The sequence below is a fragment of the Psychrobacter sp. Rd 27.2 genome, assembly GCF_001921755.1.
In the GTDB taxonomy this organism is placed as follows: domain Bacteria; phylum Pseudomonadota; class Gammaproteobacteria; order Pseudomonadales; family Moraxellaceae; genus Psychrobacter; species Psychrobacter celer.
This window is the reverse complement of sequence record NZ_MRYB01000004.1, coordinates 11,000-29,101: the sequence shown is the minus strand read 5'-3', so window position 1 is coordinate 29,101 and position 18,102 is coordinate 11,000. Positions and strand designations below refer to the sequence as shown.

The 18,102-nt window shown below is 49.3% G+C and carries 15 protein-coding genes; 2 read left to right on the top strand and 13 right to left on the bottom strand.

The annotated features are described in order from the left end of the window. Window positions 1-70 precede the first annotated feature (70 nt). Complete coding sequence (locus tag BTV99_RS04920; protein WP_075101268.1) at window positions 71-460, top strand: hypothetical protein; 390 nt, start codon at window positions 71-73, stop codon at window positions 458-460. A 275-nt stretch (window positions 461-735) separates the two neighbouring features. Then, the gene (locus tag BTV99_RS04915) at window positions 736-1,689 is read left to right on the top strand and encodes a DJ-1/PfpI family protein (protein WP_083608536.1); all 954 of its coding nucleotides are present in this window, start codon (window positions 736-738) and stop codon (window positions 1,687-1,689) included. A 75-nt stretch (window positions 1,690-1,764) separates the two neighbouring features. Here the strand turns inward: BTV99_RS04915 and BTV99_RS04910 are convergent, their stop codons facing one another. From BTV99_RS04910 to BTV99_RS04850, 13 genes are all read right to left on the bottom strand, one after another. Next, complete coding sequence (locus tag BTV99_RS04910) at window positions 1,765-3,093, bottom strand: valine--pyruvate transaminase (RefSeq protein ID WP_075101267.1); 1,329 nt, start codon at window positions 3,091-3,093, stop codon at window positions 1,765-1,767. Between the two features lie 246 nt (window positions 3,094-3,339). Next, window positions 3,340-5,958, bottom strand: a complete 2,619-nt coding sequence (locus BTV99_RS04905) for an ABC transporter permease (protein WP_083608544.1) — start codon at window positions 5,956-5,958, stop codon at window positions 3,340-3,342. Then, entirely contained in the window at window positions 5,948-6,649 is a 702-nt protein-coding gene (locus tag BTV99_RS04900; RefSeq protein ID WP_075101266.1) for an ABC transporter ATP-binding protein, read from the bottom strand. The genes BTV99_RS04905 and BTV99_RS04900 overlap by 11 nt, the downstream gene beginning before the upstream one ends. Before the next feature lie 68 nt (window positions 6,650-6,717). Further along, window positions 6,718-7,506 carry an arylesterase gene (locus BTV99_RS04895; RefSeq protein ID WP_372046515.1) on the bottom strand — a complete coding sequence of 263 codons (789 nt, stop codon included), beginning with the start codon at window positions 7,504-7,506 and terminating at the stop codon, window positions 6,718-6,720. 95 nt (window positions 7,507-7,601) lie between these two features. Beyond that, complete coding sequence (locus tag BTV99_RS04890) at window positions 7,602-8,942, bottom strand: CynX/NimT family MFS transporter (protein WP_143507068.1); 1,341 nt, start codon at window positions 8,940-8,942, stop codon at window positions 7,602-7,604. Window positions 8,943-9,229: 287 nt separating this feature from the next. Next, window positions 9,230-9,475 (bottom strand): (Na+)-NQR maturation NqrM, encoded by a 246-nt coding sequence (gene nqrM, locus BTV99_RS04885; RefSeq protein WP_075101264.1) that lies wholly within the window; start codon window positions 9,473-9,475, stop codon window positions 9,230-9,232. A 121-nt stretch (window positions 9,476-9,596) separates the two neighbouring features. Next, complete coding sequence (locus tag BTV99_RS04880) at window positions 9,597-10,682, bottom strand: FAD:protein FMN transferase (RefSeq protein ID WP_256713732.1); 1,086 nt, start codon at window positions 10,680-10,682, stop codon at window positions 9,597-9,599. A gap of 302 nt (window positions 10,683-10,984) precedes the next feature. Then, window positions 10,985-12,220: an NADH:ubiquinone reductase (Na(+)-transporting) subunit F gene (nqrF, locus tag BTV99_RS04875; RefSeq protein ID WP_075101262.1), complete on the bottom strand. Its 1,236-nt coding sequence runs from the start codon at window positions 12,218-12,220 to the stop codon at window positions 10,985-10,987. 121 nt (window positions 12,221-12,341) lie between these two features. Continuing rightward, window positions 12,342-12,950, bottom strand: a complete 609-nt coding sequence (gene nqrE, locus BTV99_RS04870) for an NADH:ubiquinone reductase (Na(+)-transporting) subunit E (protein ID WP_075101261.1) — start codon at window positions 12,948-12,950, stop codon at window positions 12,342-12,344. Next, the gene (locus BTV99_RS04865) at window positions 12,950-13,621 is read right to left on the bottom strand and encodes an NADH:ubiquinone reductase (Na(+)-transporting) subunit D (RefSeq protein WP_075101260.1); all 672 of its coding nucleotides are present in this window, start codon (window positions 13,619-13,621) and stop codon (window positions 12,950-12,952) included. Before BTV99_RS04865 ends, nqrE begins: the two co-directional genes overlap by 1 nt. Window position 13,622: 1 nt before the next feature. Next, a complete protein-coding gene (locus BTV99_RS04860; RefSeq protein ID WP_075101259.1) occupies window positions 13,623-14,525 on the bottom strand; it encodes a Na(+)-translocating NADH-quinone reductase subunit C in 903 nt (300 codons plus the stop codon). Next, window positions 14,506-15,741, bottom strand: a complete 1,236-nt coding sequence (locus BTV99_RS04855) for an NADH:ubiquinone reductase (Na(+)-transporting) subunit B (protein ID WP_075101258.1) — start codon at window positions 15,739-15,741, stop codon at window positions 14,506-14,508. The genes BTV99_RS04860 and BTV99_RS04855 overlap by 20 nt, the downstream gene beginning before the upstream one ends. Before the next feature lie 5 nt (window positions 15,742-15,746). Further along, window positions 15,747-17,099 (bottom strand): Na(+)-translocating NADH-quinone reductase subunit A, encoded by a 1,353-nt coding sequence (locus BTV99_RS04850; RefSeq protein ID WP_075101257.1) that lies wholly within the window; start codon window positions 17,097-17,099, stop codon window positions 15,747-15,749. Between the last annotated feature and the right edge of the window lie 1,003 nt (window positions 17,100-18,102).

The following is an 18,102-nucleotide window of genomic DNA, read 5'->3' as shown; positions in this document are numbered from 1 at the left end:
GCGAGTCGACGGCGTTGCTCATTTTTTATTGGCCGCAGCTATTGCTTGCTGTTATATATGGAAAACACCAGTGGATTTTACCGCCTTTAAAATCAATATCATCGACGTCACAGGCCTAGCCAAAGATGCGCTGCACATCTATGTCGGTGTCGGGGTCTATCTGCTGTGCCTGCTGATACTGCGCCCTCTTATCAAAAACCAAAACCTCAGAGCTTTTATGGCCCTGCTGGTGGTGGTGAGCGTGGCGCTGCTCGGGGAGTATCTGGATAATCGCCATATCATCATTCCAAAAGGGGTGTTTGCGCTGGGAGTCTTGGATATCAAAGCCAGCCTACACGACTTGATAAACACCTGCCTGCTGCCCTTGGTTCTGTATGCGGCCAATAAATGGCTAAAAATATTTCAGCCCACCCCCCATACCAAAGCCTTACTCAAGCGCCATAAAAAAATGGACGACTAGCTTCTGCTGTCGCCCGTCACTATAGTCAATCCGATATAAAAACGATACAGGGAGAAGACACGTGGTTTTTCTTAGTCTTGAGCGTCGCAGGCACAGCATGCAAGAAAAATTGTGCCAGTTGCAGGCTCATAAGCGGCCTTATCTTTACAAAGCTTACGAAACATAAAAAGTCTCGTCTATTTCACGTCTCCTTATTTTGCTACTTTACAGGTGTCATCTTTCTTGATGAGGCCAATACAAGTCACAAAACTATAAGTAATAAAAAAGGAAGTACTATGAATATCCAAGAGCTATTAGACAAAGCCAAAGACAGGTTAGACAAGGCCAAAGACACCTTGGGGTTAGAGCCGCAAGAGATAGAGGCAGGCGTTTTTATACCCTCCCCATCCTCGCTAAAAATAGCCGCACCGAGTAAGACCAACTACGATCATACCGAGTACGACGACCCCTATACCGGCGATAAGAAAATCATGATGGTCTGTACCCAAGAGCAGTATATGACCATGAAAAACGGTAATAAATTTAAGACCGGTAATCACCCTGTAGAGATGATGGTGCCGTTATTACACTTTAAGCAAGCAGGCTTCGATGTCGATGTATTTACCCCAACCGGCAAGGCTGTAAAAGTCGAGCAGTGGGCGATGCCAGAGGATGATGACGACGTCAAACAACTCTATAGCGAGTACGAGACCAAGTTTGAAAGTCCAAAAAGCCTCGCGAATTTTGTCAAAAATGACATGGCTGATAGCGATGCCAGTGATGACTATGCAGCGATTTTTATCCCTGGTGGGCATGGCGCGATGCTCGGCCTGCCGGAGGATAAAAATCTTGGTGAGTTGCTACGCTGGGCGTATAAAAACGATTTGTTTACCTTAGCGATTTGTCATGGACCAGCAGCGTTATTGGCGGCTAATCTAGATAGCCCTGACCGCTCCGATAAAAAGGCAAATCAAAACGATGATGGCAGTCGCGACTTTATCTATAAAGGCTATAAAATGGTGGCGTTCCCCACTGCGATGGATAAGCAAATGCCAAAAATTGGTTATTTGCCGGGTGAGTTAACGTGGTACTTTGCGGATAAGTTAGAGGATTTAGGCGTTACCATTGACAATAAACTGGCTTCAGGGCAAACGCATCAAGATAGAAAGCTAATCTCAGGTGATGGGCCACTCGCAGCCAATGAGTTTGGTAAGATAAGCGCCAAAGCGTTGCTAAAAGCGCTTAATTAACAGGTCTTGATGCGTTTAATCCAAAAAAAACGGACTAATAAATAGTCCGTTTTTTATATTCAAAAAGAGATGGTTTTACTTAGCCTCATCATACAGCTTTCGCACCACTTCACCTATCACCGCAATGCCTTTGGCCAATGTGTCTTCATCCGCCGCGATACTCATGCGAATACACTCATGCGCGTGTTGATAGTCACTGACATCGACACCAGGGAAGAAATACTGACTTGGGACGATAAGCGTGCCTTTTTCTTTGAGAATATCGTAAAGCTCAAGTGTGGTAATCGGCAAATCCTTAAACCACAACCAAAAGAATATCGCTCCCTCAGGCTTATGAATCATCAATGGATAATCACCCAGCTCGTTCTTTAGTAGGGCAACCGCGGTTTGTGCTTGCTGCTGATAAAACGGCTTAATCTCGTTATTGGACAAGTCTTTAATCGCATCGTTTTCGACTAGAGGCGTGGCGATAGACGCCCCAAAGCGCGTGGGCGAGAGATTCACCACCGCATTCATCGCGCTGACCGCTGCGATGACCTCAGGCGCGGCCACGATAACTCCCGTACGCACCCCCGGCAAGCCAATCTTGGACAGGCTAAAACACAAAATGGTATTGTCATCCCAATTGAGCGTGACGTCTGAATAAATAATATTGGGGAAGGGCATACCGTACGCGTTATCGATGATCAGTGGTACCTCATAGCGACGCGCAATCTTGGCCAAGCGCGCCATTTCTTCATCGGTCAACACATTACCGGTTGGATTGGTCGGACGCGAGCAGCAAATCGCCCCGATACGACCTTCGGTCAGCGCAGGCAAGCTCTCTAACGCCTCAAAATCCACGCGATATTTAAAGAAGCCTTCTTCGCCCTCATGCGTCACTTCTTCAATATGCGGCAACACAGCGGTAAAGTGCTGACCTTCGACATGCACATCGCTATAGCCAATATACTCAGGCGCAAGCGGTAGCAAAATCGACTTATCTATGGTTTGTTCTTCCGAGTCTTTTGCCTCAACGAAAGCGCCGCCAAACAAATTAAACAAAAAGAAAAACGCATTTTGTGAGCCATTGGTCAGGGCGATATTGTCCGCCGTGAGATTCCAATCATAATGGCGATTAAAGAAGCCCATCAACGCCTCGATAAAGGCGGCATCGCCTTGCGGATTGGAGTAATTGGCCATACTGATGATTGAGGTACTATTCGCTTCGCCTGTATCGTTATCATTGCCAAGCTCTCGATACGTCTGCAAAAACAGCTCGTTGACCGCATCGATCCGCGCCGGATTGCCACCACCGAGCATATTGACTGGCTGATCGCTTTTGAGCGCATCGCCTAGATCATCCATAAGCTGAGAGATGCCGGTCGGCTGGGTAAATTTCTGACCAAACTTGGAGAATTTCATAAGGTTACCGTGCTGTTTTAGAGAAGTATAAGGGAGAATTTAATCGATAAAGTTAGGCTAGTATAGCAAAAGGTTTCTATAAAATAAGCAATCTGCGCGGCTGATATTGGTTTATATAGTTGTGTCTTAAGTAAAAAAACGCCCACTATATCCATAGCGTGCGTTTTGGTTTGAGGGTTTAGGAATTCAGGGATTTGGGGCGGAATTCTTGCAAAGCTAAAATTGAATACAATTTTTTAACGCTTCTCAAACCATCGCCCGTACTCGAGCCATAATCCCGCGTCCAATCACCAAGCGTACATAAATAATAGCAATACCAAATAACAAGGCAACTAATGCTGCACCGCCAATGCTTAAGCTCATCCATGGCACACTATAGCGTAAGTCAAACCATTGGGTAATCGCAAACCAAGCGCCAACACTAGCAATCGTCATCGCAAACACCGCCGCACTAATCCCAAGCACGCCAAGCTCTAAGATATTGAGCATATATAAATCGCGCTTTTGCATCCCCAGCAGGCGAAATGAGGCGCTCTCCGTCATGCGATCTTGCGAGGTTGAGAGGAGCGAGCTGATCAATACCATGACGCCTGTTAGCAATGCCAGTAGGGTGAAGACATAGACCAAGCGGCTCATTTGCACGACCAAATCTTGGACTTGCTCGGCGATAGCGGTACCGTCAATGGTGGTGACAGCAGGGAACTTGCGTACCAGCTGACCTTGTACCTCGGCGATACGGTCCTCAGGGATATGCGCGGTGGCAAACTGGATTTGCGGCGCGCTGGACAGCACCGATGGCTCAAACAAAAAATAAAAATACGGACTCGGGCCACGCTCGAAGCGCGAGCGGATACTGGTGATTTGCCCGACGATTTTGATCCCTTGGATATTAAAAATGATCTCGTCGCCCATGTCGACATTGAGCAAACTGGCGGCCGTATCCAAGATAGATAGGGGCGCTATGGTCTGCGCGGCGTTGCCATTATCGGTATGATCGGTGGTGATAGGCGCATAGAGCGCGTTTTTTTCTAGAGAATCAGTGATGAACTCAGTATCCATCACCGTGTCGGCGTAGCTTAAATTAAACACTCGCGCCGGATCATCAAAGCCTTCTGTAGGCTCGATATCTTGTACAGGCACGCCGCCTGCTGCCACCACCCGCGCCCGAATGACTGGGTAGTAGCTCACGGGCGCATCGATAATGGTGCCGATCGCCTCATGCTGCGCGCTTTGCACATCGAGCAAAAATATATTGGGCGCGTCTGCAGGGTAGGTGTTGATAAACTGCTCGTTGATACTGTGATTAAGCGTGGTGATAAGTGTTAGGACGGCGACCGACAGCGATAAGGTGACAAAAAACAGCGCCGATTGGTTGCCTTTGCGCGCCAAATTATGAATGGCGATACGCTGCATCCAGCTGATACGGTGGCGCGAGGCCAGTTGTGCCAAGAGCCATAGCCAGCCACGAGCAAGCAGCCAAAATATCGCGACAAAGCCAATCAGGCCGATCAGCAGCTGCGCGCCCAGTAGCCACGAGCCCACTTCATAAGCAAAAAACACATACAGACTTGTTAGCATCAGCCCGTACCATAGTATAGGCAGGCGTCGATACCATGGCAGGTTTTGATTGGACTGACTTGCGCCTTGATTGAGCAAGGTGGCAGGTTTGGTGTGGTTCAGCGGACGTAAACCGCGCTGGGCGATGACAAAGCTCAAGAGCAGCGCGATGATGATGGTTTTTAGGACGCTAATGGGGTTGATCGCTAGCGCCACATCGGCAGGTAAGATAGCGCCAAGGTAGGGCTGACTGACCTGTAGTAAGCCGGCACCAAGGATACTCGCTGCGATACAAGCGATGACGGTGGTCGTAAGTAGTAACTGGTAGTAGCTGCGTTTGAGCGAGGCAAGCGGCTCACCTAAGGCAAGGCGAATGGCGTTGTTTGGCTGCTCTTTGCTGACAAAGGCACTAATCACCCCATACATCGCCACCGCCGAGAGCAGGAGGACGGCGATGACCAATAGCTTTAAAAACATCAAGACATTATCAGAGATACGCGAGACAGACGTATCTGCTGACTGAGCGTCAGACAGCTCGATATCAGGATGGCTTACGAGTAGCTGCTTAAGCGTTGCGTGCTGCGCCGCTATCGTCTCGGCATCTCCTGCCATCTCGATACGGTAGTTGACACGGCTGCGCTGCCCCAATAGGTTGGTGGCTGCCAGCGCTTGTTGCTGCATCAAGACCCGCCCGCCAAAGCCAAAGGCACTTAAAGGGCGATCTGGCTCTTTGGTCAGTACATCACGGATGGTAAAGCGTCCATCACCGATGGTGACGACATCGCCGACGGTAGCGCCAAGACCATTTAGCACCTCTGGCGCGACGATGATGCTATCGGCTGTCAGCTGTTGCCACAGCGGTTGTCCGGAGGCCAGCTCGACGTCGCCATATAATGGATAAGCAGGAGAGACGGCTTTGAGCTGTGTCAGCAATGTCTGCTCTGCGCTCACCACCATCGCACTAAACTGATGGTCGTAGACGACTTGGCTGGCAGGCAGGGTGTTGACTTGTGCCATGACCTCGCTTGGCCAGTCTTGTTTGCTGTTGAGTATCAGATCGCCGCCGACCAGCGCTCGCTGATTGTCAGTGATGTAGCGATCGACGGACTGCTGGATAGAGTCCAGAGTCAGATAAGTGGCCAGCGATAGCGTCAGCGTCAGTAAAAACAATACCGGATACACCCAGCGTCGCCACCAGCTACGGGTGAGGGCTTGCGCGCCTAACGTGCGAGTAAATAGCTGACCTATCAGGCCATGAGGCTGGGTTGTAGCAGACTGAATTGTAGCAGCGCTTGGTTTATTTTTCATCAGCGTTTGACCCATCTATCATACCGTCATGCATGGTGATGACTCGATCGGCCATGTCAGCGAGTGCTGGATCATGCGTCACGACGACCAGCGCCGAGCCTGTCTGCGCACGCAAGTCTAGCAATAGCTGCATGACCTGCTCGGCGTTTTGCTCATCCAAGTTACCTGTCGGCTCATCGGCAAAGACAATCTTTGGCTGGGCGACCAGCGCGCGCGCCACCGCTGTGCGCTGCTGCTCACCGCCGGATAGTTGACTGGGCAAGCTATCACGTCGATGGCCGAGCCCGACTGCTTCGATTAAGGCATCGACCCGCGCAGGATCAGCACGCCGCGCGATATCTAGCGGAAAAGCGATATTGTCGCGCACGCTCAAGGTCGGCAGTAGATGAAACGACTGAAAGACAAAGCCCATCTCGCGCTGACGAATCACCGCTAGCGCATCTTCATCAAGCGCGCTTAGCGTTTGTCCAGCCAGCGTAACCGAGCCACTATCGGGATAATCTAGCGCGGCCAGTAGACCCAGTAAGGTGGATTTACCTGAGCCTGATTTGCCCATAATCACCACAAATTCGCCGGCATCGACATGGATGCTGACGTCTTTGATGATGACCAGCGATTGCTCACCGACTTGCACGGTTTTATGTAAATGCGCGGCACTGAGTATGGCGTTACTGGTAAGTGTGGCGGTCATGGGACAGTTCCGGTTGGTTGGTTTAAGGCCATAAGGCATCGAAGTGAAGCAGCTACAGATAAGCGCCTTTAATTACGCTCACTTTCGACTATTTTTTCTAGCTTAGGCGTGAGCACTGGCAAAACATTTTCATTAACGATCATGCGATAGCCCTCTTTAGTCGGGTGAATGGCATCCGCTTGGTTGAGGGCGGCATCACCGCCCACCCCGTCCAAAAAGAACGGAATCAGCGTAACCCCCGTGTCTTCGGCGATGCGCGGATAAATCGCGGCAAACGACTCTACGTAGTCTGCGCCAAGATTGTCATAAATCTGCATACCGCCCAAAATGATTTCGCTGCCACCTGCTTGCAAGCGTTCGATGGCGGTACGGATGTTATTTTCGATAGTGGCGACTTCTATACCGCGCATGGCATCGTTGGCACCGATGGTCAGTATGGTGATATCAGGTTTGGTCTGTAGCACCCAATCCAAGCGATTGACCAGCCCTGTGCTGGTCTCGCCGCTCAAGCCGGAATTGACGACAGTGATATTGGGATAGCCCATCTGTTTTAACTGAGCTTCTAGTTGGGCAGGGTAGTTATCTTCAGGCGACACGCCCAAGCCTTCGGTCAAGGAGTCGCCCAGCGCCAAGATGGTCAGCGCTGCTTGCTGCTCATCCAACCGTGAGGTGGATGATGTGTCGGCAGTCTGGCTGGGTTGAGTAGTTTGGCTGATAGGCGGGGTTGGTTGTGTGCTGTCGGCTGGCGTGGTATCAGCATTATCAGGCGATTTTTGACAACCAGTGGCGGCCATCACCATGGCTAAGAGAGCTACCACCGGTAGGTGCGAAGTCAAACGAGAAGATGGTTTCATAATACGTAGTCTGTCCTATAAGCAATCAAACCAGTGTAGCAAAATAAGATCGCGACCAATATTATGATAAGGTTACCGTGATTTAGGGTAAGCCGATGTTAAGCGTGCTTACCATCGACCATGATTGGGCGACTGACCAGCCACGCCATCACGACGTTGATGATCATCAAGATCAGCAGCATAAACAGCGCCAAGTCCCAACTGCCTGTGGCATCATGGATCCAGCCAGTACCGAGCGGACCAAAAAACGCCAGCAGATATCCCACCGCCTGCGCCATACCAGACAGCTCACTGGATTGGTTGGCGGTATAAGTGCGCATCGAAAACAGCATCATACTTAAGGTAAAAATCGCCGAACAGCCCATGCCCATGAGCCCAGACCACAGCCAAGCAAGGTCGGTCGATAGGTACATGATGCCCAATACACCAAACACGTTTAAGGCGGCGGCAAAGACGGCCAGTGCCTGAATCGGTCGACCGCGATTGACCAGCCACGTCAGGCTCAAAATCGCCACCGGTGCCATAAACTGAAATACCGATCCCATTTGTCCAGCACTCACCGCAGACAGCCCCTTACTAAGCCAAATCGAAGGTAAAAAACTGGCAACGGTATAAAACAACAAAGACTGCAGACCCATAAACACTGCAATCTGCCAAGCAAATGCTGAGCGCCATACCGAAATGTCTGATGAGCCGGTAGCGAGCGGCGCCACCACCCGTGTCGATGAGCCTAGCCGCACCCGCAAGAACACCCACAAAACCAAGGCAAAAAAGCCCAAAAGCGCCCAACCGCCAAGCGCCCACTGCCAACCAAACTGCTCAGATAACGGCAACACCACGCCGGCGACGATGCCTGCGGCGACGGTCAAGGTCAAGCTAAAGCAGCCTGTCACCAGCGGTATGTGATTGGGCGTGCGCTGTTTGATGACAGGCGCGGCCAAGGTGTTGGCAAAACCGATGGCCAGCGTTAGTAATACCGTCCCGCTCAAAAAGCCAATCCAAGTCGGAATCACCGAGCGGATGACCATGCCAATCGTTAGCAGGGCAATCATCGCAATCAAGGTATTCTCAAGCCCAAAGCGCTTACCGATGGCAGGCGAGATAAGCGCGCCCAAGGCAAAAGTCAGCATCGGCACTGCGCCCAGCCAGCCAAGCTCAGTCTCAGAGATACCAAGCGCCTCTTGCACCACAGGTGCGATAGAGCCAAGCGCCACGATAGGCGCGCGCATGTTGGTCGCGAGTAATACGATCGCGCATAGCACCAGCCAAAAAGTAAAGCGTGATGATGGCGGGATGGAGGATTTTGACGCTTTTGTTTGAGAAGCAGACAGATTTGCAGAGGTAGACATGGCAGCACGACTATTATATAAAATAAAAAACACGTCATTAGATAGCGCCGCCGCAGCACCGCTTATCAAATAACACCAGAAAAGTCTCATTAAAACGATGAGTTAGAAAAGCCATTAGGGCTTTACAACATGGGCAGAAAGCCTGTCATATGAACTTGCTGCCCTATCAATCAGGGCAAACTTAGTATATGGATGATAACGATGAAGGTTTGATTCTAGTTTTATAAAACATCAGCGGCTTATAAAAGCTATCAAAACGAATATGGCACAAGAAAAATAGCGCCAACTCTATTTTGTAGAGTTTGACGCTATTATAAGAACAATTGATGACTAAATACTACCAGCGTATGGTAACAAACGTGGTATCTATACCTACTCTAGACAGATTTGCCTAACTGAGCGGCTTTGAGCGCGGTTTCTTGCTGCTCGGCGATGAGTGAGTCGCATTTGTTTGGGTCATTGCCACAAAATGAGCAATGCTCGTCGCCCATCAGTTTGGCCACCCCGCCGCAAGAGCCTTTTAGGGGCTTTTTTTTCACCATATATCCAATACCCATAAAGACAAAAAACAGCACAAATACGGTAAAGGTAATCGCAAGCATGGGGAGCAATTGAGTAAACATAGAGGAAACCTCGTATTAAAAATAGGGCTGTCATCTATAAAGACAACACCTTCATAGTATAGCAGATTTTTGCAGGTGCCGCTTGAGCGTATCAAGATGTTTGGCGCATGCAGCTGACAGTTTACAAGGGTTTGTCGGCGCGTAATGCTTGCATCGCTGGTGTCTGTACCACTTGCCATTTCCCAATATTGTCAGTGTCTTTAGTGGTTTTTTTATCACTATCACGATCGGTATCGGCTAATATCACAAACATCGCCGCTAGGTTTTGTTTTTGAGCGACGTCTAGCGCTTGCTGATACGGCATGGCAGTCAGCGCCGTTGCCCACGCATCGGCCAGCGCCACAGACTCTGCGGCGACAGTGACAGAAGGCGCGCCGCCCGCGATGGGAATGCCCGTGGTGGGGTCGATGGTATGGCTATAGCGCTCGCCATCGAACACCACAGAGTTGCGGTAGTTGCCAGAGGTCGCCAGATGCATTTGATTGGCCGTGCTGATGGGTTGGCGAATCGCTGATATGGTCTCGCGCTCATTGACAGTGCTGTCTTCGATAGGGGCGTCGATAGCGATTTGCCAAGGTTGTTTTTGTTTGTTGACACCAGAGGTCGCAATCTCGCCGCCTATCTCCACCATATAATTTTTGATTTGATAGTCGTCTCTGAGCACATCAGCGATGACATCGACGCCATAGCCTTTTGCCACCGCAGAAAAATCCAGCCCCACGCCTTCTTTGGTTTTGTAGATGCTTTGCTGTTCTTGTACGATACTGTCAAAATCGACCAAGGCTTTTGCTTGAGCGATCTCGAGTGCAGTGGGCGGACTTTGTAAGCGCTCGACGGTCATTGTACTGCCAAACCCCCATGTCTTTACTAGGGGCATCACTGTCGGATCAAAGGCACCGCCGGACTGCTGATAGACGGTGCGCGACACCTCAAGCACATGCGCAAAGTCGGCATCGATCGCTATGGGCGTGTCTTTTCCCAGCTGGTTGAACTTAGAGATGGTAGAGTCAGATTGATAGGTCGACATGCTGTCGTTGATCTGTTGCAGCCGCTGATCAATGGCTGCTTGTATGGCCGCTTCATCCGCCCCTGCTGGTAACTGATAGCTAATATGATAGCTGGTGCCCATCGTTTCACCGCTTAGATAGTCATAGTCAGGGAGCTGCTGGCAGGCACTGAGGCTCATTACAGTGGCTACCGTGGTCATCGTCAGTAAGGTCGGGCGTATGGATTGAGACGCGGCAAAAAACGCGGCAAAAAATGAGGTTACATTTGTCATATGAGTCATCACAGCTTGATAAAGCAAAGGGGTGAATGGAGCGTCAACGAATAACGGCGCTAAACCTCTCCTATTTTACACCCCTTATCACTTATAAGGCCAATAGCGTTGCCTCAGGTTACAGTTCAAGTTTTAAGTCAGTGTTTTTCTTAGCGGTCAATTTTTTGACAAAAAAAAGAGCCTCGCTTGAGACTCTTTTTTTAATATCGCTTTTAGTGTTGCTTTTTTACTTAACCACCGAAGTCATCAAGTAAGATGTTTTCATCCTCCACGCCCAAACTATGGAGCATGTCGATTACCGCCGCGTTCATCATCGGTGGCCCGCACATGTAGTATTCACAGTCTTCTGGGTTTGGATGGTCTTTTAGGTAATTTTCAAGCAGGACATTATGGATAAAGCCGGTCGGACCATCCCAGTTATCTTCTGGTAATGGATCAGATAGTGCCACATGCCACTCAAAGTTATCGAACTCTTCTTCGAGCTGATCGTAGTCTTCGACATAGAACATTTCACGAATCGAGCGCGCACCGTACCAAAAGCTAATCTTACGCTTAGAGTTCAGACGTTTTAGCTGATCGAAGATATGCGAGCGCATTGGTGCCATACCAGCACCGCCGCCGACGAAGATCATCTCAGCTTCGGTATCTTTGGCAAAGAACTCACCATACGGGCCTGATACCGTCACCTTGTCCCCAGGTTTTAGGCTAAATACCCAAGACGACATCTTGCCCGGCGGGATACCTTCAGGACCACGCGGCGGTGGACTGGCGATACGGATGTTAAACTTAATGATGCCTTTTTCTTCTGGGTAGTTGGCCATCGAGTACGCACGAATAACAGGCTCATCAACTTTTGAGACGTATTTGAAGACGCCGAACTTTTCCCAGTCTTCACGGTACTCTTCGCCGATATCGAAGTCTTTGTAATGTACTTCATGCGGCGGCGCTTCTAGCTGTACATAGCCACCAGCGCGGAAGTTGACTTCCTCGCCTTCTGGAATCTTAAGTACCAGCTCTTTGATAAAGGTTGCCACGTTATCGTTAGAGACAACTTCACATTCCCATTTTTGTACATCAAAAAACTCAGGGTCGATCTCGATTTTCATGTCTTGCTTGACAGCTACCTGACAGGCTAAGCGCATGTGATTGCGAATCTCGCCTTGTGTAAAATAGCCTTCTTCGGTGGGCAGGATAGAACCGCCACCTTCAATAACGCGGCAACGACACTGCGCGCACGTACCACCACCACCACAAGCTGAAGATAAGAAAATACCTTCGCTTGCTAGGGTTTGCAGTAGCTTGCCGCCCGCTGGTGTCACAACGTCATTATCGGGATTATCATTGATATGGATGGTAACATCACCTGAACTGACCAGTCTTGAGCGCGCCGCCAAAATAATGGCGACAAGGCCCATGATGATCAAGGTAAACATAGCAACGCCACCAATCGCCGTAGCATAATCCATGATATGTATCCTTAATCTATGGAGTAGGGGAGGAACAGGACGCCCAGCGTCTACTGCTCCCCCTACCGAATAAATGAATTAAATAGGTCAAATCGCTAACTAGGCTTTTCAGCGTAGCGGTTTAGATTGACATACCGCCAAAAGACATAAAGCCAAGTGACATCAGACCAACCGTGATAAAGGTAATACCAAGACCACGCAGCGGTGCTGGGATGTCTGAGTATTTGAGCTTTTCACGGATGCCAGCCAATGCGGTAATCGCCAATGCCCAACCAAAACCTGCGCCCACGCCATATACGACCGATTCGCTAAAGTTGTAGTCACGCTCCACCATAAACAGAACACCACCCAAGATGGCACAGTTGACAGTAATCAGCGGTAAGAACACCCCAAGCGCGTTGTACAAGCTTGGAACGAACTTATCTAAGAACATCTCTAGAATCTGTACGGTCGCAGCAATCAGACCGATATAACTGAGTAGGCCTAAGAAGCTTAGGTCAATATCAGGAAAACCTGCCCATGCCAGCGCCCCACTTTTTAGGATAAACTGAAACAACAGATTGTTTAGCGGTACGGTGATGGCCATCACGACAATGACCGCGACCCCAAGGCCTATGGCCGTTGAGACTTTTTTGGACACTGCCAAAAAGGTACACATACCTAAGAAGTAGGCCAGCGCCATATTCTCGATAAAGACTGAGGTTATAAATAAACTAACATAGTGTCCCATTAGTGACCGCCTCCATGTACCATGCCTTTAGATTGCGGCTTCATGACAAACTCAGCGTCTTCAACTTGTTCTGGTTTCCAGATACGCACGATGGCGATAAACAAACCGATGATAAAGAACGCTGACGGTGGTAGTAATAACAAACCATTTGGAATATACCAGCCGCCATCAGTGACAGGCTGCAAGATGGTGATACCAAACCAGGTACCGGCACCGAGTAGCTCACGGATGGTTGCAACAAATAACAATACCGCTGAATACCCAAGACCGTTACCGATCCCATCCAAAAAGCTAGGGACAGGCGGATTGCTCATGGCAAAGGCTTCGGCACGGCCCATCACGATACAGTTGGTAATGATCAAACCAACGAAGACCGATAGACCTTTACTCACATCATAAGCCACCGCTTTTAGTACCTGATCGACCAAAATAACCAACGAGGCAATAATCGTCATCTGGACGATGATACGGATGCTCGATGGAATTTGCTTACGGATGATAGAGATAAAAAAGCTCGAAAACGCCGTTACCAGTGTCAAGGCCACACACATCACCATGGCGTTGGCCATGCTGGTGGTGACTGCCAATGCCGAGCAGATACCTAGGATCTGTAGGGCAATGGGGTTATTGTCAAAGATAGGCGTGGTTAAAATACTTTTGGTGTCAGCCATGTTATGCCTCCTTGCCGTTTGCTACTGGCGGCAGCGCTGCCAGTTCGGTGTTCGGTTCAGCTGTCAGCGTCGCTTGACTGGCTTGCGTGTCTGCATTGTCAATCGTTTGACCACTATCTTGGCGCAGCTTATCTAGATAAGGCTTGTAGCCTTGCTCACCCAGCCAAAACTGAATCATATTGCTGACACCGCGACCCGTTAAGGTTGCACCGCTGATGCCATCGACCCAGTTGTCTTTTGGTGTGCCAGCTTTGGTCACACCAGTGGCCACATTGCCATCTTCGTCATACGACTGGATGCCACTCCATTGGGCGCGCCACTCTGGCTCTTCGATACGAGCACCGAGCCCTGGGGTTTCTTTATGCTCATAAAAACTGATACCTTTGATGGTATTCATGTCGCTCTCAAGCGTTAAGAAACCATAGATCGTGCCCCATAGGCCGTAGCCTTGAATCGGTAGCACCACCATTTCAGGATTGCCAGCGTCGTCGCTTTTTACGTAGACTTTGGCATATTTTGGCTTACGGCCAATACCAGCGGGATCGTTGTTGCCCAAGTCTTCACTCAAGGCTTGGTTTTTGGTCGCTTGACTGGCGTCATAGGCGTTGCGATCAGGGATGCCAGCGGCTTTTAGCGCATCATCATCGAGATAGTCGCCTTTGTTTAGGTCGATGATCTCGACATCAAAATCTTTAAAACGCTCAGCCACATCGCTTGCTGTATCTGACTCAGCATTGTACATGCCAGCGGCAACGAGGATGTTTTTGTTACGGTCTAAGCGAGCGTTTTCGATTTGTGCTGGTTTTAGACCCACAGCAACTGCCGAGACCAATACAGAGCACACCAAACATAGCGTCAGTGCAACGCTGATGGTTTTTGCGTTATTACTTTTGGGCTTGGACATAACGAACCCTCCGAGCAGTTTGGCGTTTGATGTTTGCTTGGGTAACAAAGTAATCAAACAATGGAGCAAATAAGTTGGCGAATAAAATGGCCAGCATGATGCCTTCTGGGAAGGCTGGGTTGACGACGCGAATCAATACGGTCATAAAGCCAATCAAGATGCCATACGCCCAGCGGCCTTTATTGGTATGCGCAGCAGAGACAGGATCGGTTGCCATAAAGACGGCACCAAAGGCAAAGCCACCGATGACCAAATGCCAATAAAACGGCAAGTTCATCATCAGATTGTCTTCTGAGCCGATCATGTTAAAGACCAGCGAGGTGGCGATGAGACCGACCACACAGCCTGCCATGATGCGCCAGGAGGCGATACGCGTCCACAGTAGTACGACCGCACCCATGAGGATAGCGAGCGTAGAGACTTCACCGATACTGCCTTGCATGTTGCCCAAGAACGCATCACTCCAAGTGATGGCATTGCCATAGACATCGACGAAATCTTGTGGAGAGACGCCAAGTGCTGCAAGACCAAGCGGTGTCGCGCCAGAGAAGCCGTCCACTGCCGTCCAGATTGAGTCACCAGACATATACGCTGGATAGGCAAAGTAGAGGAAGGCACGACCTGATAGGGCAGGGTTTAGGAAATTTTTACCCGTACCACCGAAGACCTCTTTTGCCACGACCACACCAAAGATGATACCCAAGGCGACTTGCCATAATGGGATATCTGGCGGTAGACAAAGCGCAAAGAGCACTGAGGTCACAAAGAAACCTTCGTTGACTTCATGTCCGCGCACCACGGCAAAGATAATCTCACAGAGAATACCAACCGCGAAGGTGACGATATAAATGGGTAAGAACTGCATGGCCCCATAGACAAAGCTGGCCCAGATACTATCTGGGTTGTAGCCTGCCATGCTGGTGATGACCGTGCGCCAGCCTTCAGGCTGCAAGCCTAGCTGAGCGATGGCAGTTAATGCTTGGTGGCCGATATTGTACATACCCCAAAACATCGCAGGGAAGGTACAGAGCCAGACAGTAATCATGATGCGTTTTAGATCGATACCATCGCGCACGTGTGACGAGGCGTAGGTAGTGGTACCTGGCTGACGCAAAAACGTATCGAACATCTCAAAGATGGCATAGTACTTTTCGTGTTTGCCACCCTTGGTGAAAGACGGCTCCATACGATCGAACATATTGTGTAAAAATTTCATCGTGGTTAGCCCTCCAGCTCAATGCGCGTTAAGTTATCACGCAAGATATCACCGAATTCATATTTGCCAGGAGAGACGAAGGTGCATAATGCCAAATCTTCTTCGTCCAATTCGAGTGCGCCCAAATCAACGGCGCTAACGATGTCCTCAACAATCAAGGCACGTAGTAGCTGTGTTGGCAGATAATCTTGCGGCATGACTTCTTCATAGACCCCGATGGGTACCATCGCACGCGGTGAGCCGTTGCTGGTGGTGGTGAAGTTGTATTTTTTGCCACCAAAAAACTGCGAGATATAGATTGGCAGTTTAGAGAAGCGGTTTTTACCAGCGGTAAAGAAGTGAAATGCTGGACGCTCACGGCCTTCAGGTAGGACGCTGACTTGGTTGTGAAAGCGGCCAAGATAAGCGATGTTGCTAAACACCTTGCGTCCTGACAGCACTGAGCCTGAGATGACACGGTTTTCACCAGCGGCCAGTTGGCCTTTGGTCAATGCTGTGATGTCAGCACCGCGTTCGGTTGCGATCAGATGTGGAGTATTGACTGCAGGGCCTGCCAAGCTAATCATACGGCGTGTGTATAGGCGGCCAGTGGTAAAGAGCTTACCGATAGCAATCACGTCTTGATAGCCAATCGTCCAGACGGTGACACCGCGCATGATTGGATGCAAAAAGTGAATGTGCGTGCCGGCCAGTCCTGCTGGGTGCTTACCTGCAAAACTATGATACTCAGTGACGTTACTTGCCGCGGTTTTTGCAACGGGCGTCAGGCTAGCATCACCATGATGACAGACGAAAGTCTTAGGGCTGAGGGTAGATAATACTGCGAGGCCATCATTGAACGCTTGCAGCTCCTCATTGATCAGCAGCATCGGGTCAAACGCAAGTGGATTGGTATCCATCGCGGTGACAAAGATGGCATGCGGACGGGCACCGATTTCTGGTGCGCGGCTATAGGGGCGCGTACGAAACGCAGTCCATTCGCCAGAGGCCAGCAGTTGGGTTTCAACGACCTTCGAGTCTAGGTCAGCAAGTTGCTGGGAGTCATAGCGCTCGAAGTCTACTTCTTCACCGTTTAGGTCGACCGCAATCACAAGGCTTTCAAACACTCGGCGCTCGCCGCGATTGATCGCGACGACTTTACCAGCAGCAGGGGCGGTGTAGATAACACCAACACGTTTTTTGTCTTCAAAAACGGGCTGGCCTTTAGCTACGACATCACCTTCTTTGACATTCATTGTGGGTTTCATACCCACATAATCATAGCCAATGACTGCTACATGTGTTGGTTGGTGCTCAGATATCTCGCGGGAGGGTTCACCGGTGATGGGCAAATCCAAACCTTTTTTGATGGTAATCATAAGCGAAAACTTAGTCCATAGTCTAAAACGATACCAGACGTCCTGTTTGGTATATCGGCAGCATGAACATCTGCGTCATTTAATAAAGCCCTCAACTCGCTATTCCTATAGTAGGATAGAGATACATAAGGCTTTGAAAACAACGCAAGAATATCACTGCTAGTAAGAGTATTAACGCTGACCTTAGACTCCTTAACAACACGTTAATGTCTTATTCGAATTACCAAAGTTGGCGACTGGCTACCAAGGTGTATGCTAAAACCATCAAACCAAACGCACTCACTTTGAGCGTTGGCCAAAAGCGACTGCATTGATCGTAAACAGCTCCATCATACGTTTCATTGAAAATTAAAACCTGTAAACCAGCACGATTGTCGCTTTATGAACTGGCTTTTTGTTGCAGAGCCAATGACATAAAAACGCAGCCAAGTAATCTACAAAGATAGATAAACTGGTCGAAGCCACACTAGCCCTGCCGCTGGTAGACATACTGTGTATGACCATCTGCCGCTGGTAATCTAGGAGTGACTTTCTAAGGCGTTATCTCATGATAGGGATGTAAGGGAGATATATAAAAAGACGTCTCAAGGGTAATGGCGCAGCGCAGTCTGCTCTCAGACTGGCATTGAAGATTGTTACGTTAACCCTTTTAGCCAACTGTCAGCCAATATTGTACTGGTTCATTTAGCTGTTGCTCGACTCATCCTGACCGCCATGAGCACTTCAGTGATGGTTAACTGAAAAAGTGTGGCGCATGGTTGCTATCATATAGAAACAAATACAAATTTACCTAGGATTATACGCTAAATTGACCTAAAATTGCCAGCCGGTAAGTGAATTTACCTAATGTTGTCAGTGATTCCGTCTGCTAAAACTTATGGTTATGATTGTTAAGTTTTTGGCATTATTTGTTGTTTGAATTATTCAGATTTGAGCCAACACGAAGAGCATTTACTGATACTATATTCTGACTGATTTTGTTAGCCACTGATTTCGAAACGGT

What these genes read in the sequence shown, in the direction of transcription:
- BTV99_RS04900 (WP_075101266.1), bottom strand. Translation starts at nt 6,649, where the DNA reads ATGACCGCCACACTTACCAGTAACGCCATACTCAGTGCCGCGCATTTA.
- BTV99_RS04850 (WP_075101257.1), bottom strand. Translation starts at nt 17,099, where the DNA reads ATGATTACCATCAAAAAAGGTTTGGATTTGCCCATCACCGGTGAACCC.
- BTV99_RS04905 (WP_083608544.1), bottom strand. Translation starts at nt 5,958, where the DNA reads ATGAAAAATAAACCAAGCGCTGCTACAATTCAGTCTGCTACAACCCAG.
- BTV99_RS04860 (WP_075101259.1), bottom strand. Translation starts at nt 14,525, where the DNA reads ATGTCCAAGCCCAAAAGTAATAACGCAAAAACCATCAGCGTTGCACTG.
- BTV99_RS04855 (WP_075101258.1), bottom strand. Translation starts at nt 15,741, where the DNA reads ATGAAATTTTTACACAATATGTTCGATCGTATGGAGCCGTCTTTCACC.
- BTV99_RS04910 (WP_075101267.1), bottom strand. Translation starts at nt 3,093, where the DNA reads ATGAAATTCTCCAAGTTTGGTCAGAAATTTACCCAGCCGACCGGCATC.
- BTV99_RS04865 (WP_075101260.1), bottom strand. Translation starts at nt 13,621, where the DNA reads ATGGCTGACACCAAAAGTATTTTAACCACGCCTATCTTTGACAATAAC.
- nqrE (WP_075101261.1), bottom strand. Translation starts at nt 12,950, where the DNA reads ATGGGACACTATGTTAGTTTATTTATAACCTCAGTCTTTATCGAGAAT.
- nqrF (WP_075101262.1), bottom strand. Translation starts at nt 12,220, where the DNA reads ATGGATTATGCTACGGCGATTGGTGGCGTTGCTATGTTTACCTTGATC.
- nqrM (WP_075101264.1), bottom strand. Translation starts at nt 9,475, where the DNA reads ATGTTTACTCAATTGCTCCCCATGCTTGCGATTACCTTTACCGTATTT.
- BTV99_RS04890 (WP_143507068.1), bottom strand. Translation starts at nt 8,942, where the DNA reads ATGAGACTTTTCTGGTGTTATTTGATAAGCGGTGCTGCGGCGGCGCTA.
- BTV99_RS04880 (WP_256713732.1), bottom strand. Translation starts at nt 10,682, where the DNA reads ATGACCACGGTAGCCACTGTAATGAGCCTCAGTGCCTGCCAGCAGCTC.
- BTV99_RS04915 (WP_083608536.1), top strand. Translation starts at nt 736, where the DNA reads ATGAATATCCAAGAGCTATTAGACAAAGCCAAAGACAGGTTAGACAAG.